This is a genomic window from Klebsiella sp. R390, from assembly GCF_051131745.1.
GTDB lineage: Bacteria > Pseudomonadota > Gammaproteobacteria > Enterobacterales > Enterobacteriaceae > Klebsiella.
Map to the genome: position 1 here is coordinate 4,705,359 of NZ_CP180445.1, position 21,918 is coordinate 4,727,276.

Genomic DNA, 21,918 nt, shown 5'->3' on the forward strand with positions numbered 1-21,918 from the left:
ACGGAGGCCGGGCCAGGCATGAACAAACTCTTTAAGCTCACCGCGCTTGCGGGCCTGCTAGCAATAGCAGGCCATGCGTTCGCCGTGGACGATATTACCCGAGTCGATCAAATTCCGGTGCTGAAAGAAGAGCCGCAGCACGCGACGGTGAGTGAACGAGTCACTTCCCGCTTTACGCGTTCTCACTACCGGCAGTTTGATCTCGACAACGCCTTCTCGGCAAAAATTTTCGATCGTTATCTGAACCTGCTGGACTACAGCCACAACGTGCTGTTAGCCAGTGATATTGCTCAGTTTTCGGCAAAGAAAAATCAAATCGGCGATGAACTGCGCACCGGAAAGCTGGACGTTTTCTACGACCTGTATAACCTGGGGCAGAAGCGTCGTTTTGAGCGCTACCAGTACGCACTGAAGGTGCTGGAACGTCCGATGGACTTCACCGGCAACGATAACTTTAATCTTGACCGTAGCAAATCGCCCTGGCCGAAAGACGAAGCCGAGCTGAATGCGCTGTGGGACGCCAAGGTGAAGTTTGATCAGCTGAGCCTGAAGCTCACTGGCAAAGATGACAAAGAGATCCGCGAGACCTTAACGCGTCGTTATAAATTTGCGATTCGCCGCCTGGCGCAGTCCAATAGCGAAGATGTGTTCTCGCTGGTGATGACCGCATTTGCTCGCGAAATCGATCCGCACACCAACTATCTGTCACCGCGTAATACTGAGCAGTTCAACACCGAAATGAGCCTGTCGTTAGAGGGGATCGGTGCGGTATTGCAGATGGACGATGACTATACAGTGATCAACTCGCTGGTGGCCGGTGGCCCAGCAGCGAAGAGCAAGTCAATTAGCGTTGGCGATCGTATTGTTGGTGTCGGCCAGTCTGGTAAAGGCATGGTCGATGTCATCGGCTGGCGTCTGGATGATGTGGTTGCCCTGATTAAAGGGCCGAAGGGCAGCAAGGTTCGCCTTGAGGTTCTGCCGGCCGGCAAGGGCGCTAAAACCCGTATCGTGACGTTGACCCGTGAGCGGATCCGCCTTGAAGACCGCGCGGTGAAAATGTCGGTGAAAACCGTCGGTAAAGAAAAAGTCGGCGTGCTGGACATTCCTGGCTTCTACGTTGGCCTGACGGACGATGTTAAAGTTCAGCTGCAAAAGCTGGAGAAGCAGAACGTCAGCAGTGTGGTTATCGACCTGCGCAGCAATGGCGGTGGGGCACTGACCGAAGCGGTTTCGCTTTCTGGTCTGTTCATTCCGTCAGGGCCGGTCGTACAGGTTCGTGATAACAACGGTAAAGTGCGCGAAGACAGCGACACTGATGGCGTGGTTTATTACAAAGGTCCGTTGGTGGTATTGGTTGACCGTTTCAGTGCTTCTGCGTCTGAAATTTTCGCCGCCGCTATGCAGGATTATGGCCGCGGGCTGATTGTTGGCGAGCCGACCTTCGGCAAAGGCACCGTTCAGCAGTATCGCTCTCTGAACCGCATTTACGATCAGATGCTACGTCCCGACTGGCCTGCGCTGGGTTCGGTACAGTACACCATCCAGAAGTTCTACCGCATCAACGGCGGCAGTACTCAGCGTAAAGGTGTGACGCCGGACATCATGATGCCAACCGGCACCGAAGATCGTGAAACCGGCGAGCAGTATGAAGATAACGCGCTGCCGTGGGATAGCGTTAATGCCGCGACCTATGTGAAATCCGGTGATTTGCAGCCTTTCGACCCTGAGTTGCTGAAGCTGCATGATGCACGCATTGCCAAAGATCCGGAATTCCAGTACATCATGAAGGATATTGCCCGCTATAACGCAATGAAAGATAAGCGTTATATCGTCTCTCTGAATTACGCCCAGCGTGAGAAAGAGAACGAAGAAGACGATGCGACCCGCCTGGCGCGGATCAATGACCGTCTGAAGCGTGAAGGCAAGCCGGCGCTGAAGAAACTGGACGATCTGCCAAAAGATTACCAGGAGCCGGATCCGTATCTCGATGAAACGGTCCACATCGCGATCGACCTTGCGCATCTTGAGAAAGCGCAGCCGGCGGTAGAGCCACCGGTAGCGAAATAAGTACCCAACGGGCACAAATCATGTGCCCGTTTTCTTTTCTGCGTCCCACCGGTTATTCCCTCTTCGAATATACAAAATGTCAACAAGTGATGCTGGTGTCAGAACAGTGCGACAAAATGTAAAGTTGTGTTTTTCTCGTGACTTAGCAGGGGTTGATAGTTGAAAATTAGCCTACTACCCATACGATATGGGTAATCGCATAGTGCGTTTTGTTAAATCGAGGTTAAAAGAAAATTATGATGCGAATCGCGCTTTTCCTGATGACCAACCTGGCAGTTATGGTTGTGTTCGGGCTGGTGCTTAGCCTGACGGGAATTCAGTCGAGCAGCATGACCGGATTACTGATCATGGCGCTGCTTTTTGGTTTTGGTGGCTCGATCGTTTCGCTGATGATGTCGAAATGGATGGCGCTGAAATCAGTGGGTGGGGAAGTGATTGAGCAGCCGCGTAACGAAACCGAACGCTGGCTGATGAATACCGTTGCGCAGCAAGCGCAGCAGGCGGGTATCGGTATGCCGCAGGTGGCTATTTACCATGCGCCGGATATCAACGCCTTCGCGACCGGTGCGCGCCGTGATGCGTCGCTGGTGGCCGTAAGTACCGGACTGCTGCAGAACATGAGCCGTGACGAAGCTGAAGCCGTTATTGCTCACGAAATCAGCCACATCGCCAACGGTGACATGGTTACCATGACCCTGATTCAGGGGGTGGTGAACACCTTCGTTATCTTTATCTCGCGCGTTATCGCGCAGATTGCTGCCGGATTCCTTGGCGGCAACCGTGATGACAGCGAAAGCAGTAACGGTAATCCACTGATTTACTTCGCAGTGGCTACGGTGCTGGAACTGGTCTTTGGTATTCTGGCGAGCATTATTACCATGTGGTTCTCGCGTCATCGTGAATTCCACGCCGATGCCGGGTCTGCGAAACTGGTCGGTCGTGAGAAAATGATTGCGGCGCTGCAGCGTCTGAAAACCAGCTACGAGCCGCAGGAAGCCAGCAGCATGATGGCGTTCTGCATTAACGGCAAAGCGAAGTCAATGAGCGAACTGTTTATGACTCACCCGCCGTTGGATAAGCGTATCGAAGCGCTGCGTAGCGGTGAATACCTGAAGTAACGCAGTACTTGCAGATAAAAACGCGGCCTCCGGGCCGCGTTTTTTTATGCCGCACGAACGCCGTCGATCAGGATTCTGGACGAGGCTGAGTAACACGAAGTCCGCTGACGGCGGCAGCCATCACTGCCAGCCCGCCGGCCAGCAGCAATGCGCTGTGGGTACCGCTGTTACCCTGTAAATTAAGGAACAATGCAACCAAAGCGGCGCCGGCACTTTGCCCCAGCAGACGCGCGGTCCCTAGCATGCCGCTGGCACCGCCGCTGCGATGGCGAGGAGCGGAAGAGACAATGGTGTGGTTATTCGGCGACTGGAACAGACCAAAACCGGCACCGCACAGCGCCATGCGCCAGATAATATCCAGGTCGGAAGGGGATGCAGGCAATAGCGCCAGACCAAACAGGCCACCGGCCATCACCAGCAGGCCGACCGCGCCAAGTAATCCCGCATGGACTTTCTCGATCATATAACCTGCCAGCGGCGCCATCACCATCGTCGCTAAAGGCCACGGCGTCAGCAACAGCCCGGTTTCCACTTCGCTGCGCCCCAGCATTGACTGTAGGAAGAAGGGCAGGGAGACCAGCGCCAGCATTTGCGCGCAGAAAGAGCAAATTGAGGTGCAGATCGACAGTGAAAACAGCGGGATCCGCAGCAGGTCTATCGGTAACAGCGGCACCGGCATTTGCAGCTGGCGGCGAACAAAGAAGAAGCCGATCACCAGGACCGCGGCCACTTCAGCCAGCACCAGCTGGCCGGACTGACCTTGCGCAAAACCGCCGAGGGCGGTAATCAGCAGGCCAAAGGTCAGTGCATTCATAATGGCGCTGGGAAGGTCGAAGCGGGTGATTTTGCTCCGTCCGGTGTTGGCGGGCAGAAAGCGCATGGCGAGGATCAGCGAAACAATCCCCAGCGGAATATTAATCAAAAACAGCCATTGCCATGAGGCGACTGAAAGGATCGCGGCAGCAATTGTCGGACCTGCCGCCGATGACACCGCCACCACGAATGAGTTAATCCCCATCCCACGTCCGAGGAAACGCTGGGGGAAGATAAGACGGATCAGCGCCGTGTTCACGCTCATCAATGCTGCGCCGCCAAGACCCTGAGCGACGCGTGCGAGGGTCAGCATCTCCAGACTACGGGAGAGGGCACAGGCTAATGAGGTCAGGGTGAAAAGCGCGAGGCCGATCTTGTAAACCCGGCGGTAGCCAAACATGTCGCCCAGAAAGGAAAGCGGCAGCAGGGCGATGACGATGGCTATCTGGTAAGCATTGACTATCCATATCGATGCCGCTGGGGAGGCATTCAGGTCCGTAGCAATGGTCGGCAGCGCGACGTTGGCTATCGCGCCATCAAGGACCGCCATAGCCAGACCCAGAATGATGGTCAGGATTGCGCCATGGCGCTGCGGCGTCGGCAGGCCATCAGAAATATTTTTATCCATGTCAAATATGTGTCTTTAAGGGGGTATTATTCTATGGATAATAATTTTAGCATTGATTATTCGGTTGTATGTCGCAGATTTGTAACGAATGGGCAGAAGATCGATTGCGGGGGCGGTGATGCGAATTTATAATAAAAACCGGTTCTAATTTTTATAAAACAGTTACGATGAGGTGATAAATGGCAGTTGCAGATTTGGATAAACAGCCAGATTCTGTCTCTTCGGTATTGAAGGTTTTTGGCATTCTGCAGGCGCTTGGTGAAGAGCGTGAAATTGGTATTACCGAACTGTCCCAGCGTGTCATGATGTCAAAAAGCACCGTTTATCGCTTTTTGCAGACCATGAAATCGTTGGGCTATGTGGCTCAGGAAGGCGAATCTGAGAAATACTCTCTGACCCTGAAGCTATTTGAGTTGGGTGCCCGTGCGCTGCAAAACGTCGACCTGATTCGCAGTGCCGACATTCAGATGCGTGAACTTTCACGTCTGACGAAAGAGACTGTCCACCTGGGTGCGCTGGATGAAGACAGCATTGTCTATATCCACAAAATTGACTCAATGTACAACCTGCGTATGTACTCGCGCGTTGGCCGTCGCAACCCACTGTACAGTACCGCCATTGGTAAAGTGCTGCTGGCGTGGCGCGATCGCGCGGAAGTCGAGCAAATTCTGGAAGGCGTTGAGTACAAACGCAGCACTGACCGTACCATTACCAGCACGGAAGAGCTGATTGGGGTACTGGAGCAGGTGCGTCAACAGGGTTATGGCGAAGACAACGAAGAGCAGGAAGAAGGGCTGCGCTGCATCGGCGTACCGGTATTCGACCGCTTTGGCGTGGTGATTGCCGGCCTGAGTATCTCATTCCCGACGCTGCGCTTTTCTGAAGAGCGTCTGCACGAATATGTTGAGATGCTGCACACCGCGGCGCGCAAAATTTCAGAACAGATGGGATACAACGACTACCCATTCTGATGTGAATGGCTGTCGGGTTCACCGGCCACAGCAGAAGACCTGCTTCTGCTGTGGCCGGATTGCGTTAGCCTTTGTCGATCACCGTTTCACTTTTGCGTAAAACAGGGCAATCGGTCAGCCCGATAATTCCGCTGTCGGAGTGCACGTATTGTGCGGTGCTGGTGCCGCGAGCGGTCAGATATTTGCACTGAAGCCCCAGTCCTGCGGCGTTCTCATTACTGCCTATCAAAATCCCATAACCGCTTAATAGAATACCAATCCATACGATGGCCAGTACTACAATGGAACGAATGATTAATCGCATTGTTGCCTCATTGTTTGCATTATCCTTGAGGGTATAGTGACAGCTACACGCTTTGAAACAAGTCTATGATTCCTAAACTTACCTTTCGTATTACAGTTAGTCACGGTTTAAGATGCGCATGTTATCCTGGAAACATCTGATACTGATGCGGAGAGTGGAGTGAAAAAATTACGCTGGGTTTTGCTGATCGTCGTCATAGCCGGTTGCTTATTGCTATGGACTCAGATGCTTAACGTAATGTGCGATCAGGATGTACAATTTTTCAGCGGCATCTGCACCATCAACAAGTTTATCCCCTGGTAAGACATTTTTATTACGACGGATTTTCTTCTGCTCTGCGAGTGGTAGAATAAACGCCTTCTCTTTGAGGTGGTGAAATGAGTGAGTTACTAAATCCTGGGATCTTAAATCTGGCTTCACTGGCGCTTTCTATCGTGCTGGTGCTTGTCGGCTTGTTGTTATGGTTTTTTGTTAATCGCGCAAGTTCGCGCACCAATGAGCAGATTGAACTGCTGCAGGCCTTACTGGATCAGCAAAAGCGGCAAAATGTGCTGCTGCGTCGTCTCTGTGAAGCCAATGAACCTGAGAAGGAAGAGGTTGCCAAAGCATCAGTGGCAGAACAAGACGGGGATGACTTCATCCGTCTGGTCGCTGAACGGTAACACGTTGACAGGTGTGCACCGCCCGGTGTGCACCTGGATTATCCCACCCGGCTATAACTTTTTCTTATCTTTTTTCTTACTCCGATTGCCTGGTTCTTGTGCGTTAATGTGGGCTGGGTCCCAATTCTACCTGTCGATGTCACGGCTTTTTAGTAAATCAAATAAACTAATAACAATATGTTTTAATTACCTGATGGACAATTCTGTCATTAATACTTCATGTTTAAATAGTATTATCCATAATATTCATACTGTGACCGGTGCGTCGGTTTTATATCACCATACAGGCGCCATTTAAGACAATATTCAACTATCGATATACGCCAGCATGTGCATCATTATGCGCATGCCTTTGCTCATACGCCCGCAGGTCACAGCGCATATGCCGATGTGTCAAACCGACAGAAGTTGTTGAGCAATGGTAAAAAAGTTGCAAGCTTTGCGCGCATTATCAGGGCCTGAGCGGGGTACTGACGAGTGCAGTCCTCAGCAGTTAAGGACGCATAAATGTGCAGGCGATCAAATGATTCCCTTATAATCTGTGCGAAGGATCGAGACACCTTTAAAAATGGCTTGCCATTATTTACGTTGTATGTGATAACACGTTTCGGGTTAAACGAGGTACAGTTCTGTTTATGTGTGGCATTTTCAGTAAAGAAGTCCTGAGTAAACACGTTGTCGTTGAATACTGCTTCTCTGCCGAACCTTATATTAGTGCCTCATGCAGTAGTGTGTCAGAGTTTTATCTATGTAAGCGCCGATGGGCGAAGAAAACAGTCTAAGGAATTTTGCAAATGGCAAAGATTAAAGGTCAGGTTAAGTGGTTCAACGAGTCTAAAGGTTTTGGTTTCATTACTCCGGCTGATGGCAGCAAAGATGTGTTCGTACACTTCTCCGCTATCCAGGGTAATGGCTTCAAAACTCTGGCTGAAGGCCAGAACGTTGAGTTTGAAATTCAGGACGGCCAGAAAGGTCCGGCAGCAGTTAACGTTACTGCTATCTGATTCAAGACCACTCATCTTGTAAGAAAAGCCTCGCCTCTGCGGGGCTTTTTAGTTTTTATTGCAAAACATTTCCATTCCCCCTCCTTTGTCGCGCCTTGTTGCAAAACATCACCGTTATTCGCACTGTTTCGCATTCTGATTTGGTGATTTCCTGTTAAATCAGGTGGTTGCAAAATAAAGCTGGAGCTACGGTGCCAAAGAATAAAAATCAGTCAGCTGCTCATTTCACCCCGGTCCGCTTTGGGTTGTTGTGCGTTGCGATTTTGGGGTGTCTCGGATTTCTGTTGGGCCGCGTGGCCTGGCTGCAAATCATTTCACCAGATAACCTGGTTAAACAGGAAGATATGCGCTCGTTACGGGAAGAACCCATTGACGTGCAACGTGGCACCATCAGCGATCGTGAAAACCGTCCGCTGGCGGTCAGCGTCCCGGTCAGTGCCATCTGGGCTGACCCGCAGACGATGATGGAAAAAGGTGGCGTCGGCTATGGACCGCGCTGGCAGGCGATGGCGGAGGCGTTGCACCTTAACCTGGGTGAACTGGCCAAACGTATCGAAGCGCATCCCCATATGCGCTTTATCTATCTGGCTCGCCAGGTCAATCCGGAGCAGGCCGAATGGATCGATAAACTACATCTGCCGGGGATCAACCTGCGCGATGAATCCCGACGGTTTTATCCGGCAGGGCATGTGGCGGCCAACCTGCTGGGATTCACCAATATTGATAACCAGGGCATTGAAGGGGTTGAAAAGAGTTTCAATAGTCAACTGATGGGGAAAGCCGGGCGACGACTGGTCCGTAAAGACCGTCATGGCCACGTGATTGAAAATATCACCGAGGTGCCGGCGGTGCCCGCGCACACGATTCAGTTAAGTATTGATGAGCGCCTGCAAACGGTGACGGAAGATGCGCTGGATAATGCCGTGAAGTGGAATAAGGCAGAGTCTGGTGCCGCAGTGCTGATTAAAATCGACACCGGGGAAATTCTGTCGATGGCCAGCTATCCTGATTTCAACCCTAACAATCGTGATGACGCCGGGCTGGATGACTTCCGCAATCGGGCCATCAGTGACACATTTGAACCCGGCTCGACGGTTAAACCGCTGGTGGTGATGACGGCGCTCCAGCAGGGGATAGTGCAGCCGGACAGCGTGGTCGATACCCACCCGTTTGTGCTGGATGGTCACCGGATCCGCGATGTGGGTTACTACCCGGAACTGACGTTGACCGGTATCCTGCAAAAATCCAGTGATACCGGGGTCTCACATCTCTCACTGGCGATGCCGGTTCAACATCTTCTCGATACTTATAAAGCGTTTGGGTTTGGCGAACCGACCGGTCTGGGCCTCACCGGCGAAAGTTCGGGTCTGATGCCGCAGCGTCGCTATTGGGGGCAGCTTGACCGGGCGACCTTTGCGTTTGGCTATGGTTTGATGGTGACGCCGCTCCAGCTGGCACACGTCTATGCCACCATCGGCGGTTTTGGCATCGAACGTCCATTGTCGATAACCCGAATCGACCCGCCGGTAATCGGTACCCGGGTGATGCCAGAACCGATCGTGCATGAAGTGGAGCACATGATGGAGAGCGTGGCGCTGCCAGGCGGCGGTGGGACCAAGGCGGCGGTTCGTGATTATCGCATTGCGGTAAAGACCGGGACGGCGAAAAAAATTGGCCCGGATGGTAAATACATCGACAAATATGTGGCCTATACCGCAGGGGTTGCCCCCGCCAGCCATCCGCAGTTCGCGCTGGTTGTGGTGATTAACGATCCCAGCAACGGGGCCTACTATGGTGGGGCAGTTTCCGCACCGGTATTCAGTCAGATCATGGGCGATGTGCTGCGTCTGGAAAATGTCATGCCAGATGGTATGCCGCAGGGGTCTGAGAATCTTATCGTGATGCACAACGGTGATGCCGCGCCACCTGAGTTGTAACAGTGGCCTGAAAGGGCGAATAGCGCTACACTTTCGCCCTTTTAGCGACACCGGAGTTGTTATGTCATACAGTTGCCCGCTTTGCCACGCGCCGCTTGTCCGCCGAGACAACAGTTTTACCTGCCCGCAGCGGCACCAGTTCGATCTGGCGAAAGAGGGGTATGTCAATTTACTGCCGGTGCAGTTCAAACGCTCTCGCGATCCGGGCGATAGCGCCGAGATGATGCAGGCCCGCCGGGCGTTTCTCGACGCAGGCCACTATCAACCCCTGCGCGATGCTATCTGCGAGTTTCTGCGCACCGAGACGCCTGCACATCTGCTGGATATTGGCTGTGGGGAAGGGTACTACACTCACGCCTTTGCCGACATTGTCGGTCACTGCTGGGGCCTGGATGTCTCTAAATCAGCCATTCGTGCGGCGGCGAAACGCTACCCGCAGGTGGCGTTTTGCGTCGCTTCCAGCCAGCGGCTGCCCTTTGAAGATGCCAGCCTTGATGCGGTGGTGCGGATTTATGCTCCCTGTAATGCACAAGAGCTGGCCCGGGCGATCGTTCCAGGCGGATGGGTGATTACCGCTACGCCGGGGCCTCGCCACCTGATGGAGCTGAAAGGACTGATTTATGATGAGGTGCGCCTGCATGAGGAAAATCATGAGGCAATGCCCGGCTTTGTCTTACGTCAGCAGCAACAGCTGGCCTATCCGATGCAGCTGAGCGGGCTGGAAGCCGAAGCGTTACTGCAGATGACGCCGTTTGCGTGGCGGGCAAAGCCTGAAGTCCGTGAAACGCTGCGTGCGCAGGACATTTTTAGCTGCCAGACGGATTTTATGCTCCACTTCTGGCAGCGCGAGGCCTGAGAATTAGCCGGCGAAGTGGCTCCAGAGAATTTCGCTGCCGATACCAATCAAAACGATACCGCCAAGAATTTCCGCCCGTTTGCCGAGCAGCGGGCCGATAAACCGTCCGACCATAATTCCCAGCGTTGACATGATAAGCGTGGCGCAACCGATGGCGAGGGCGGTGGCGATGATGTTCACCTGCAGGAAAGCCAGGCCCACGCCGACGGCCATCGCATCGAGGCTGGTGGCGAAAGCGGTCATCACCAGCAACCAGAATCCGTGACGCAGAGGGGCCTCACAGGCTTCGCTGTCACCTGCGCGGAAACCTTCAATCACCATCCTGCCGCCAAGAAAAATCAGCAGCGCAAAGGCGATCCAGTGATTCCACTCGAGGACGAACTGGCTGGCGAGCATTCCCATGCCCCAACCGACGAGTGGGGTAAGGGTTTCGATCGCGCCGAAAATCAGTCCGGTGCGTAAGGCTTCAGAGAATTTAGGTTTGTGTAAGGTGGCGCCTTTCCCGATTGATGCGGCGAAAGCGTCCATGGACATGCCAAAGGCAAGAAGAATCGTGGCAGATAGGTTCATACATGCGTCCTGACCGGGGAAAATCCATATGACACATCACTACCCCCAGTAAACATACGCGACCCGGTAAGGAGGGATGGCGTATAGCGGTGATGTGTCTATGGTCTCGCCTGATCGAACTTCTTTTCGACCCGTACGTGCCACGTTTTGCAACGAGTATGTTGACACGTACATTTCCTGACAGGCAGGAAATCGGCTACTCCCCAACGACGGGCGCAACCTTAACATATTTTTAGAATATAAAACAATAACAGGATTTATTTATTTTGATAACCAAATGATAACGATTTTCATTTGGATTTACAAGTAAATAATTCGTTAATTAATATCGGTGAAGTGCGCGAATGGAATATAGCCGGTGCTATGTTCCATTCGCTAAAATTGGTTAAAAATTGATGAGATATAGCACGGGGTATATTTATAACTTATTGAGTTGAAACGAGAAGTTTGTATATCTTCTCCAGGTCGTCAATGTTTTTGACACGAATAAGCAAACGCCGCTGTTCTAATTGCATCACCAGCACGCCATCTTCCGATAAATTCATTTCTTTAATGCGGCTATATTCAATCCAGATATTGGCGAAGAAAAAACCACTGGCTTTGAAGATGATTTTCGGTGTGCGGATCCAGAACAGGTACAAGCCCATCAACGCCAGTGCAGATAATAACCATGTGGTGATTAACGCGCCGTGGTTGGTAATATTGTTATAAATCAGAATGGCCACCAGGCCGACGAAGATAATCCCATCGACACGACTGCGGCGGAGCAGGGGGATAGTCAGGAGCTGCGGACCGTTGCGCCGCGGCATAATAAACTGGTCATAAATTGCAAACGCCAGCAGAACAAGAATAAACAGAACCAGCACCAGATCCGTGATTGTCATCCATCCTCCGGTAAAAAAAACCGGGGGCTAAGCCCCCGGCGCACAACAGGATACTTACAGGCCCAGCAGGCCGATAGCATAACCTACGATACCGATGACGAAGAAGCCAACGATGATCCATAGGGCGTTCACTTTCTTACGCAGCAGCCACATACAGGCGAAGGTCAGCAGTAGCGGAACCAGGCCAGGCATCAGCTGGTCAAGAATCGTCTGCACGGTGGTTACGCGGGTCTGACCATCCTGACCGGTGATTGTCGACACCACCAGCGGGATATTCACGTGCGTCCACTTGTTAACCAAGGCCCCCATGACAAACAGGCCGAGAATTGACGCCCCCTCGGTCAGTTTTTGCAGGAAGCCGCCGCCCATGTCTTTAACGATGTCGATACCTTTACGGTAGCCGTATGCTACGCCGTAGTAACGGGTCAGCAGACGTACTGCGTTAAACAGAATGAAGAACAGCAGAGGGCCCAGCAGGCTGCCGCTCATCGCGATACCGGCACCCAGTGCGGCGAATACCGGACGAACGGTACCCCAGAAAATCGGGTCGCCAACGCCGGCCAGCGGCCCCATCAGACCAACTTTGATACCGTTAATTGCACCATCGTCGATCTCTGCGCCGTTAGCACGCTGCTCTTCCATCGCCAGCGTTACACCAAGAACCGGTGCTGCGACGTACGGATGGGTGTTAAAGAATTCCAGGTGACGCTTAATCGCCTGTTTACGGGCATCGTTGTTCTCCGGGTACAGGCGACGAATTGCCGGTACCATAGCGAAGCAGAAGCCCAATGCCTGCATACGTTCAAAGTTCCATGACCCCTGGAACAGGTTAGAACGAATGAACACGCCACGAATATCACTCTGAGTGAGTTTTTTCTCGGTGGTATTTTTAGTCATATCAACCATTTCGCTCACCTGTTAGTCCAGTTCGTTATCGAGATCGTTATTACCAGCAGCCTGCACTGGCGCACCCGCTACGCGGTTGTATTTCGGGCTCAGCTGGATATAGAGGATAGCCATTACCGTACCGATCACACCCAGAGCAACCAGGTTGAAGTTGGTGAACGCGGCGGTAACGAAGCCCAGGTAGAAGAACGGCATCAGGTAGCCCGCACGCATCATGTTGATGACCATTGCGTAACCGACGACGACGATCATACCGCCCGCGATGTTCAGACCACCGGTGACCACTTCAGGAATCGCATTCAGCAGACCCTGTACTTCGCTGGTGCCGACGGAAATTGCCACAATAACCGCAGGAATGGCGATACGCATGGCCTGCAGGAACAGGGACGACACGTGCAGCCAGGAAATCGCCGTCAGGTTGCCATTTTCGGCAGCTTTATCAGCGGCGTGCTGGAATGCCACGGTAATAGTACGAACGATAATGGTCAGTACCTGGCCTGCTGCTGCCAGCGGGATTGCCAGGGCGATACCGGCGCCAATGCTTTGATGGCCGGCGATAACCAGAACGGTGGAAATAATGGATGCCAGTGCCGCATCAGGTGCAACGGCAGCACCGATGTTCATCCAGCCCAGCGCGATCATTTCCAGCGTACCACCGATGATGATACCGGTTTTCATATCGCCGAGAACGGCGCCGATCAGCGTACAAGCGATCAGAGGACGGTGGAACTGAAACTCATCAAGTACCGACTCCATACCCGCAATACACGCGACGATGAACACCAGCACAATCTGAAGAAGGGTAATCTCCATTGTACTTCTCCTGTTGATTAAGTCTTAAGTTGAAAATTGGGGCGTGACCCGCAAGGTTATTTCGCTACCTTGCTAATCAGGTCCATCATTTTCAGTTTCTGGTCGGTGGAAACTTTACGGACTTCCAGTTCGATACCGCGAGCATTCAGCTTTTTAAATGCTTCAATATCTTTTTCATCGACCGAAACGGCGTTGTTCACCTGCGTTTTACCCTGACGGAAAGCCATACCACCGATGTTGACGGTGGTGAGTTTCACGCCGCCTTCAACGATACGTTCTACGTCGGTTGGGTTGGTAAACAGCAGCATGACACGATCGCCTGCGTATTTAGGGTTGTTGTAAACGCGGATCATTTTCTCCACATCAACAACGTGGGCAGTGACGCCCGGAGGAGCAACCTGGGTCAGTAACGTCTTACGAACGTTATCGGCCGCAACTTCATCGCTCACGACAATAATGCGGGTGACGTTGGTTTCTTTGGTCCAGCGAGTCGCGACCTGACCGTGGATCAGTCGGTCATCGATACGTGCCAGTCCGATAACCATATAGTCATCGGGACCCATTGGTTTTAACGGCGCTGCCGCTTTCGGTGCTGCTGCCTGAACCGGTGCCGGAGCGGCTTTTTCCACGGTTTTCGCTTTCAGCGCTTTCACGCCTTCACGACCCGTTTCTACTGCCAGCGCTACCAGTTCGTCGAAAGAGGGATCGTCGTCACGCGCCATCAGCGTTTCGACCAGCATGGGGATGTTGACACCGGCAATGACTTCGTACTGTTCTTTATCAACGACGATGCGGCTGGCAGCGTTAAACGGACTGCCTCCCCATGTATCGACAAGGAACAACACGCCTTTCGTCGTATCAAGCTTTGCCAGCTGTGCGTTGTACTTCTCGATCAGCGTTTCTGCGTTTTCACCAGGAACGAAATCAATCCAGCCAACGTTTTCCTGCTCGCCCAACAACATTTCTGCTGTTTTTAGCAGTTGTTCTGCAGCCCAACCATGTGTGCCTATTACAATAGCAATCGTCACTTGCTACCTCCTTTATTATCGTGAATGCATCATCTGTGTTGATACATCCTGAATCACTCTTGCGAACAAAATCGATTCAGTAAGGGTGTAAGATCGAAAATATTGACTACCGTGATTTATTTTAGATAGTGAAAAAATAATTAATGTGATGAAGATCCGTAAATCACTCATCTGCAATTAATAATTTCGCAGCGCAAAAAATAGCCTTAGCTATTGCAAAGACTGGTAAAGTTTTTTCCAAACTCTCTGCATTTTTTGCTATGTTTAGCTTCCGTTTAATTACTCAGGAGTATAGGGCATAGCCCGCTGTATGGACCCTCATCGACGCCTTTTCACTTTCTGGCACTATTCTGCCGCGACAACCTGCTACGCTTTTTTACCCGCAACCATTATCTCTGTCATGCGTGACATCACGATGACTTCGTCTGTCGTCAACTGGAGCAACTCATGGAACTCTTGATGGATCCCTCTATCTGGGTCGGCTTGCTGACGCTGGTCGTACTGGAGATCGTGCTCGGTATCGACAACCTGGTTTTTATCGCCATTCTGGCGGATAAGCTGCCGCCTAAACAGCGTGATAAAGCGCGTTTGATTGGTCTGTCGTTGGCCCTGTTTATGCGCCTTGGGCTGCTGTCGGTTATTTCGTGGATGGTGACTCTCACAAAACCGCTCTTCAGCGTCGCCGATTTTACCTTTTCCGGACGCGACCTGATCATGCTGGTCGGGGGACTGTTCCTGCTGTTTAAGGCCACCACGGAATTGCATGAGCGGCTGGAGAATCGCCAGCACGATGAAGGCCATGGTAAAGGTTATGCCAGCTTCTGGGTGGTAGTACTGCAAATCGTGGTGCTGGATGCGGTCTTCTCGCTGGATGCGGTCATTACAGCCGTTGGTATGGTGAACCATCTGCCGGTGATGATGGCGGCGGTAGTGATTGCGATGGCGGTGATGCTGTTGGCATCGAAGCCGTTAACCCGCTTCGTTAACCAGCATCCGACGGTCGTCGTGCTGTGCCTGAGCTTCCTGTTGATGATTGGCCTGAGCCTGGTGGCTGAAGGCTTTGGCTTCCATATTCCGAAAGGCTACCTGTACGCCGCGATTGGCTTCTCGATTATTATTGAGTTCTTCAACCAGATTGCGCGCCGTAACTTTATTCGCCACCAATCAACGCTGCCGTTGCGTGCCCGTACGGCGGATGCGATTTTGCGTCTGATGGGGGGACGTAAACAACATGCCGTGAGTCATGATGGTGATAGCCCGGCGCCGGTTCCGGTGCCTGAAGGGGGATTTGCCGAAGAAGAACGCTATATGATCAACGGTGTTCTGACTCTGGCTCAGCGTTCGTTGCGCAGCATCATGACCCCACGTGGTGAAATTAGCTGGGTGGATGTGGAACAAAGCGAAGAAGAAATTCGCCTCAAGTTACTCTCCTCGCCACACAGTCTGTTCCCGGTTTGCCACGGTGAACTGGATGAAATCATTGGTATCGTCCGGGCGAAAGAGATGCTGGTTGCGCTGGAAGCGGGCGAGGACGTCGCGGCGCTGGCCTCAGCGTCACCGGCGATTGTGGTGCCGGAAACGCTGGATCCGATCAACCTGCTGGGTGTTCTGCGTCGGGCTCGTGGGAGCTTTGTTATCGTGACCAATGAATTTGGCGTGGTACAAGGTCTGGTGACGCCTCTGGATGTCCTGGAGGCGATTGCCGGTGAATTCCCGGATGCGGATGAAACCCCGGAAATCATCACCGATGGCGACGGCTGGTTGATCAAAGGTTCTACGGACCTGCATGCGCTGCAGCAGGCGGTCGGACTGGACGACCTGGTCAATGAAGAGGACGATATTGCGACGGTAGCCGGACTGGTTATTGCCGTGAACGGCCATATACCACGCGTTGGCGATGTGGTGGAACGGGAGCCGCTGCAGTTTACTATCGTTGAAGCAAACAACTATCGTGTCGATCTGGTACGGGTGATTAAAACCCGGCACGAGAACCACGAAGACGAGTAATCTGCGCTCCGTTGTCATGCTGACCGGCCAGTCTCCTCAGGGGGCTGGCCGGTTTTTTTTATCAGCCCTCACCACGCTCTGACAGCCATTGCGGAAACGCCGCTATTGGCATCGGTCTGGCGTAGTGGAACCCCTGTAAGACATCAACCCCGTGTTGTTGCAGATACAGCGACTGGGCTTCGGTTTCAACGCCCTCAGCCACCGTCAGGATATTCAGGCGGTGCGCCAGAGCAATGATCATGTCGGTCACCGTCGTATTCACGCTATCCACGCCGATGGCGCTGGTGAAGGACTTATCAATTTTCAATACATCCGGCCGTAGTTTTTCCAGCCATGACAGTGAGCTATTTCCGGTACCGAAATCGTCAATCGCCAGCATTACCCCTTTAAAATGCAGAAGCTCCGCCATATGGTGGTCCCCCTCCTGCAGCACATCACGTTCGGTCAGCTCCACCACTAGCTGTTGCACCGGATGAGCGCTGAACCACAGATGATGCAAATCGCGCATGAGTTCCCCGTTGGCAAAATGGCGGGCGGCGACATTAATCGAAAGATGAAAATTCTTATCTTCCGGGAACAGCGAGAGCTGGCGCGCAGTTTCCTTCAGGACATAGCGGGTGAGAGGCACAATTAAGTTGGCCCCCTCCGCGAGAGGAATGAACACATCGGGTGAGATATTTCCCCGCCGCGGGTTATTCCAGCGCAGCAAAATTTCGACGCCGATGCATTTTTGCGACCGCAGATCTTTTAGCGGCTGACACCACAGCGTAAATTCGCGCGCGGTGATCCCAAGGCTGATCTCCCTGGCAAAACTCATTCTCCCCGCCGTAATCAGCCACATCATGCCGCCCAGCATCACGCTGAGGATCAGCGCCAGCGGCAGCCCTCCGGGCAGCTCCGCAAGGGCGATAGCCGTGGCGCCGGGGCCACTGACGTTAATGGCGAACGGAAACTGGGTGGACTGCTGGTGGTAAATCACTTTCTCGCCAGACGGCACTTGCTGCTCGGTAATGCCGATGCCGTGAATAAAATTCTGTGCGCCGACGCTCAACCCGATACCGGTAATCAGAGGTGATTTTGCAGCGAGAATTAACTCTCCAGGCAGTTCGATGTTGATGACGATTATCACACCATCGGCGCTGTTGAACCGGGAGGGATACCATTGCACTAATACTGGCGAGCCGAGCAGCAGCGAGTGGTCTGTTGAAAGCATCAGCAATGGTTGGGGAGAAGGGAGCGCTGACTGTAGCTGATGAATGGCAACGTTACGATCGCCAAAGATACTGGAGCAGTACAGCGTCTGCGACTTTACCAGGGCGATGGAGCGCACGGTTTGCAGTGACGCCGCCAGTTTGCGCAGCGGCAGGCGGACATCCTGGCACGGTTTTCCCACCATCTGCAGCAGGGCATGATGTTGCTCTGATAACGGAAGCAGCATTTTATCCATGGCAGCCACCATCTGATGGGTGGTGGTCTGGATACGTTGCTGATTTAAACTGCGCTGTGAAATAAATCGGATAACCAGTGTCGTCGTTAACGTCAACAACGCCACAATCAAACAAATGACAACGCGTTTACGGCGGTAAGTCGAAATGACTTTCTGAGCATTGTGCATGCGCGACACCCTGTCGGCTCTGAATGCGGACGAGAATAACAACCGCGAGTGAGCAAGTGTAGTGGGTGTAAATAAATAACATAAAAAATGCGCCCGGTGGGCGCATTTGGATAAAAAATAGTTTAGTCACACTGAACTTTGATGGCCAGGCCGCCGCGAGAGGTCTCGCGATACTTGGCGTTCATGTCTTTACCGGTTTCGTACATGGTCTCAATGACTTTATCGAGGGAGACGCGTGGTTCGCTGGTGCGGCGCATCGCCATACGTGCGGCGTTTATCGCCTTCACTGAAGCAATGGCGTTACGTTCGATACACGGAACCTGTACCTGTCCGGCTACCGGGTCGCAGGTGAGCCCAAGGTTATGCTCCATACCGATTTCTGCCGCGACGCAAACCTGCTCCGGGCTGGCGCCAAGCAGTTCAGCCAGGCCCGCTGCCGCCATCGAGCAAGCGACACCGACTTCACCCTGACAGCCCACTTCAGCACCGGAAATGGAGGCGTTCATTTTGTATAACGTACCCACGGCGCCAGAGGACATAAAGTAACGAATATAAATATCCGGGCTGACCGACTCGATAAAGTGGTCATAGTAGGCCAGTACGGCAGGGACGATGCCGCATGCGCCGTTGGTTGGCGCGGTGACCACGCGTCCGCCGGCGGCGTTCTCTTCGTTGACCGCCAGGGCGAACATATTCACCCAGTCAACGACGTTCATCGGGTCATTGGACAGTTTATCGCTGGCTACCAGCAGGCGACGCAGCGCCGATGCACGACGCGGTACGCGCAAAGGACCAGGCAAGACGCCCTCGGTGTTCATGCCGCGATCGATACAAGCACGCATGGTCTGCCAGACGTGAGCAAAATAGTCTTCAATCTCTTTCTTGCTGTGCAGCGCCAGTTCGTTCTGCATCACCATGCCGGAGAGTGACATCCCGGTTTCTTTACAGTAAGCCAGCATCTCTTGCGCCGACTTGAAGGGATAAGGCACGCTTAACTCATCCACGCTGTCTTTGCCGAAATGTTCTTCATCGACGATAAAACCACCGCCGATAGAGTAATAGGTTTTGCAGTAGATCTCTTTCTCACCGGCCCAGGCATGAATGGTCATGCCGTTTTCGTGCAGCGGCAGGTTGTCGCTACGAAAACGCATGCCGTCATCGTGTGGGAAATCAACTTCGTGCTGACCTTGTGCCAGCAGCAAACGTCCGCGGGTTTCGACATCGCGGATAAATCCAGGTATGGCATCAATATCAACCGTATCGGGCTGATTACCCGCCAGTCCCATAATAATGGCGATATCCGTATGGTGGCCTTTGCCGGTTAATGAAAGCGAGCCGTAGACGTCAACCGCCACCCGGGTCACTTCATTAAGCAATCCTTTTTCGACCAGGTCATCGACGAACTGTTTACCGGCCTTCATCGGCCCTACAGTATGGGAAGATGAGGGACCGATCCCCACCTTGAACATGTCGAATATACTAATCACGATAACACTCCTGACAGGGTTACCGCAGTGGCGGTAACGATGTGAAAACTGCGCATAGTGTAAGAGGGAACCGCACCATCAGCTTAACTATTCACATGAATTAAATTAATGGATAACGGCGAAATTACTAATGATGAGAGCGCAATCTCATTTTAAGTATACACCCTAACTCAGAGGGAGGATTGCGCAGGGAAACGTATCGTCAGCGCGGCTGTCGCGGGCCAGGTGGCCATCGCGTCAGCCGTGAACAGGAAGGCTAAGGTTTTATGCCGATTTGCAGGGCCAGTTCGCGAATAATACCGGCGGTCATGCCCCAGACAAAATAGTGCTGATACCACGACAGCCAGACACGATGCGAATTCCCGCGGCGGTGGATATCCAGCGGGTGATAGCGGCCTAAGCTTAATGCTTCAGCAAGCGGCATTTCGAACACCGCCGACACTTCATCCTGGCTGGCATGATAATGCAGGTCAGGCGGAATAATGCCGACTACCGGCGTAACCTGAAAACCGGTGACGCTATCCACCGGCGGCAGAACGCCGATAATCTCCACCCGATCGGGAGGAATAGCGACCTCTTCCTGCGCCTCCCGCAGCGCGGCGGCAATCAGGGTGGCATCGGTGTTATCGACGGCTCCGCCGGGGAAGGCAACCTGGCCCGGGTGCTTGCGCAAGCGCGGCGATCGCTGCGTCAACAGCAGGCCGGGCTGCGGTCGACGAACGATGGGCACCAGCACCGCCGCCTGGCGCTGATTCAGCGCGCTGCGCGAGGGTTGCGGGCGCAGTAATTGAAAGCGAGAAAGAAAGTCGTCCAGCGCAAGGGCGTCATCCGCCATGGTCTAGCTCTCCAGTTGTTGCAAGATGCGATTAACTTTATCAAAGGTTTCCTGATACTCAGCGGCCTCTTCACTGTCGGCCACAATACCACCGCCGGCAGAACAGTATAGCGCGCCCTGGTACGCCGTCAGCGTGCGGATGGTAATGCTGGTGTCCATATTGCCACACAGGCTGAGATAGCCGATACTGCCGCACCACGCGTTACGTCGCTGGGGTTCCAGTTCGTCAATGATCTGCATCGCCCGCACCTTAGGCGCGCCGGTAATGGAGCCGCCGGGGAACGCCGCACGCAACAGATCGCTGGCGTGAAGATGGGCCGGCAGCCTGGCGGTAATGGTGCTCACCAGATGATGCACCGCCGGGAAGGGTTCCACGACGAACAGTTCCGGAACCCGGACGCTACCGGGCTCGGCAACCCGGCCAATATCATTACGCATCAGGTCGACGATCATCAGGTTCTCAGCCCGATCTTTTGGCGACCGGGCCAGTTTTTGCGCCTGCAGAGCATCCTGTTGCGGATCGGCCAGGCGTGGCAGCGTGCCTTTGATCGGGCGAGTCTGGATCTCACCTTGATGCAGCTGGATGAAACGTTCCGGAGACAGGCTTAGCACGGCGCCGTCCTCGAGACGAATAAAGGCGCTGAACGGCGCGCGATTGGCTCGATTTAATTGGCAAAACGCCTGCCACTCATCACCGCGGTAGCTGGCCTGAAAACGTTGTGCCAGGTTGACCTGGTAACAGTCACCGCTGTGTAGCCAGGCCTGAACCTGGCGGAATTTCTCGCCATACTGCTCGCGGTTCATGTTTGAACGCCAGGCAGATGTCAGGGCGAACGGCTCGGTAGGCGCGGCAGCTTGCGCCTGGAGCCATTGCAGACGGGCATGCGGATCGCCGTAGCTAAGCAGCGAGACCTCCTGGCGCTGATGATCGACAATCAGCGCCCAGTCGTAGATCCCCACGGCCATATCAGGCAGGGCAATATCCGCCACGGCGTGTGAGGGCAGAGATTCAAAGCGCCGGCCGAGGTCATAACCAAACAGTCCCAGCGCGCCGCCGAGGAACGGCAAATGGGGATGCGCCGCAGGCGTTAATCCACGTTGAGCCAGTTGCGTTTGCAACAGCGTCAGCGGATCTTGCGTCGACTGACTCCGTGTCCGGCCGTTATCTACTACGGTTGTCCCGCCGCGCGTCAGCAGCGTGGCGCACGGATCGGCCACGATGATGTCAAAACGGTTATGGGGATGGTCGGCAAAGCCGGAATGCAGCAGCATGGCCCATGGGGCGGTGCTTAACGGCGTAAAGTAGCGCTCGGCAGCATCCGGGTGCCAGGGCAGAGTAATAATAGCGGGGGACAACATCTTCCTCGATCCTAAGCGTTGCCGTCCTCTGGAATCTCAGATGGGCGGCATGAA

21 protein-coding genes are annotated in these 21,918 nt (G+C 53.5%); 10 read left to right on the forward strand and 11 right to left on the reverse strand.

Annotation, left to right across the window (positions count from 1 at the left end; genetic code table 11):
- Positions 1-18: 18 nt before the first annotated feature.
- Both prc and htpX read left to right on the forward strand, forming a co-directional pair.
- Positions 19-2,067 carry a carboxy terminal-processing peptidase gene (gene prc / locus ACMYSP_RS22015; RefSeq protein ID WP_434584143.1) on the forward strand — a complete coding sequence of 683 codons (2,049 nt, stop codon included), beginning with the start codon at positions 19-21 and terminating at the stop codon, positions 2,065-2,067.
- Positions 2,068-2,303: 236 nt separating this feature from the next.
- Complete coding sequence (htpX, locus tag ACMYSP_RS22020) at positions 2,304-3,185, forward strand: protease HtpX (RefSeq protein WP_434584144.1); 882 nt, start codon at positions 2,304-2,306, stop codon at positions 3,183-3,185.
- Between the two features lie 67 nt (positions 3,186-3,252).
- Here the strand turns inward: htpX and ACMYSP_RS22025 are convergent, their stop codons facing one another.
- Entirely contained in the window at positions 3,253-4,626 is a 1,374-nt protein-coding gene (locus ACMYSP_RS22025) for an MFS transporter (RefSeq protein ID WP_434584145.1), read from the reverse strand.
- A gap of 179 nt (positions 4,627-4,805) precedes the next feature.
- On the opposite strand from ACMYSP_RS22025, the gene kdgR reads away from it, so the two are divergent.
- Positions 4,806-5,597 (forward strand): DNA-binding transcriptional regulator KdgR, encoded by a 792-nt coding sequence (gene kdgR, locus ACMYSP_RS22030; RefSeq protein ID WP_123754874.1) that lies wholly within the window; start codon positions 4,806-4,808, stop codon positions 5,595-5,597.
- A gap of 64 nt (positions 5,598-5,661) precedes the next feature.
- On the opposite strand, the gene ACMYSP_RS22035 is transcribed toward kdgR, so the two are convergent.
- Entirely contained in the window at positions 5,662-5,901 is a 240-nt protein-coding gene (locus ACMYSP_RS22035; RefSeq protein WP_123754873.1) for a YobH family protein, read from the reverse strand.
- Positions 5,902-6,060: 159 nt separating this feature from the next.
- On the opposite strand from ACMYSP_RS22035, the gene mgrB reads away from it, so the two are divergent.
- The 6 genes from mgrB (at position 6,061) to rlmA (ending at position 10,360) form a co-directional block, all read left to right on the forward strand.
- Positions 6,061-6,204, forward strand: a complete 144-nt coding sequence (gene mgrB / locus ACMYSP_RS22040; RefSeq protein ID WP_041146201.1) for a PhoP/PhoQ regulator MgrB — start codon at positions 6,061-6,063, stop codon at positions 6,202-6,204.
- A gap of 74 nt (positions 6,205-6,278) precedes the next feature.
- Entirely contained in the window at positions 6,279-6,563 is a 285-nt protein-coding gene (locus ACMYSP_RS22045) for a YebO family protein (protein WP_434584146.1), read from the forward strand.
- Positions 6,564-7,198: 635 nt separating this feature from the next.
- Positions 7,199-7,345, forward strand: a complete 147-nt coding sequence (locus ACMYSP_RS22050) for a DUF2627 domain-containing protein (RefSeq protein WP_154144708.1) — start codon at positions 7,199-7,201, stop codon at positions 7,343-7,345.
- A gap of 12 nt (positions 7,346-7,357) precedes the next feature.
- Positions 7,358-7,567, forward strand: coding sequence for a transcription antiterminator/RNA stability regulator CspE (gene cspE, locus ACMYSP_RS22055; protein ID WP_001062678.1), 210 nt, complete (start codon positions 7,358-7,360; stop codon positions 7,565-7,567).
- 191 nt (positions 7,568-7,758) lie between these two features.
- Complete coding sequence (gene ftsI / locus ACMYSP_RS22060; protein WP_434584151.1) at positions 7,759-9,504, forward strand: peptidoglycan glycosyltransferase FtsI; 1,746 nt, start codon at positions 7,759-7,761, stop codon at positions 9,502-9,504.
- A 61-nt stretch (positions 9,505-9,565) separates the two neighbouring features.
- Positions 9,566-10,360: a 23S rRNA (guanine(745)-N(1))-methyltransferase gene (gene rlmA, locus ACMYSP_RS22065; protein WP_434584153.1), complete on the forward strand. Its 795-nt coding sequence runs from the start codon at positions 9,566-9,568 to the stop codon at positions 10,358-10,360.
- Positions 10,361-10,363: 3 nt separating this feature from the next.
- Here rlmA and mntP read toward each other — a convergent pair whose 3' ends face one another.
- The 5 genes from mntP to manX all read right to left on the reverse strand — a co-directional run bounded on the left by mntP (position 10,364) and on the right by manX (position 14,561).
- Positions 10,364-10,930 carry a manganese efflux pump MntP gene (mntP, locus tag ACMYSP_RS22070; RefSeq protein ID WP_434584154.1) on the reverse strand — a complete coding sequence of 189 codons (567 nt, stop codon included), beginning with the start codon at positions 10,928-10,930 and terminating at the stop codon, positions 10,364-10,366.
- Between the two features lie 425 nt (positions 10,931-11,355).
- Positions 11,356-11,814, reverse strand: coding sequence for a DUF986 family protein (locus ACMYSP_RS22075; RefSeq protein WP_154144715.1), 459 nt, complete (start codon positions 11,812-11,814; stop codon positions 11,356-11,358).
- Positions 11,815-11,868: 54 nt separating this feature from the next.
- Positions 11,869-12,720: a PTS mannose transporter subunit IID gene (locus tag ACMYSP_RS22080; protein ID WP_123754868.1), complete on the reverse strand. Its 852-nt coding sequence runs from the start codon at positions 12,718-12,720 to the stop codon at positions 11,869-11,871.
- A 12-nt stretch (positions 12,721-12,732) separates the two neighbouring features.
- Positions 12,733-13,533, reverse strand: coding sequence for a PTS mannose transporter subunit IIC (gene manY, locus ACMYSP_RS22085; RefSeq protein ID WP_434584155.1), 801 nt, complete (start codon positions 13,531-13,533; stop codon positions 12,733-12,735).
- 56 nt (positions 13,534-13,589) lie between these two features.
- Positions 13,590-14,561 carry a PTS mannose transporter subunit IIAB gene (gene manX, locus ACMYSP_RS22090; protein ID WP_434584156.1) on the reverse strand — a complete coding sequence of 324 codons (972 nt, stop codon included), beginning with the start codon at positions 14,559-14,561 and terminating at the stop codon, positions 13,590-13,592.
- 447 nt (positions 14,562-15,008) lie between these two features.
- Between manX and yoaE the strand changes: the two genes are divergently transcribed.
- A complete protein-coding gene (gene yoaE, locus ACMYSP_RS22095; RefSeq protein WP_434584157.1) occupies positions 15,009-16,568 on the forward strand; it encodes a CNNM family cation transport protein YoaE in 1,560 nt (519 codons plus the stop codon).
- A gap of 61 nt (positions 16,569-16,629) precedes the next feature.
- Here the strand turns inward: yoaE and ACMYSP_RS22100 are convergent, their stop codons facing one another.
- From ACMYSP_RS22100 to pabB, 4 genes are all read right to left on the reverse strand, one after another.
- Entirely contained in the window at positions 16,630-18,183 is a 1,554-nt protein-coding gene (locus ACMYSP_RS22100; RefSeq protein WP_434584158.1) for an EAL domain-containing protein, read from the reverse strand.
- A gap of 122 nt (positions 18,184-18,305) precedes the next feature.
- Complete coding sequence (sdaA, locus tag ACMYSP_RS22105; protein WP_434584160.1) at positions 18,306-19,670, reverse strand: L-serine ammonia-lyase; 1,365 nt, start codon at positions 19,668-19,670, stop codon at positions 18,306-18,308.
- A 256-nt stretch (positions 19,671-19,926) separates the two neighbouring features.
- A complete protein-coding gene (locus ACMYSP_RS22110) occupies positions 19,927-20,505 on the reverse strand; it encodes a CoA pyrophosphatase (protein ID WP_434584161.1) in 579 nt (192 codons plus the stop codon).
- 3 nt (positions 20,506-20,508) lie between these two features.
- The gene (gene pabB, locus ACMYSP_RS22115) at positions 20,509-21,864 is read right to left on the reverse strand and encodes an aminodeoxychorismate synthase component 1 (RefSeq protein ID WP_434584162.1); all 1,356 of its coding nucleotides are present in this window, start codon (positions 21,862-21,864) and stop codon (positions 20,509-20,511) included.
- Positions 21,865-21,918 lie beyond the last annotated feature (54 nt).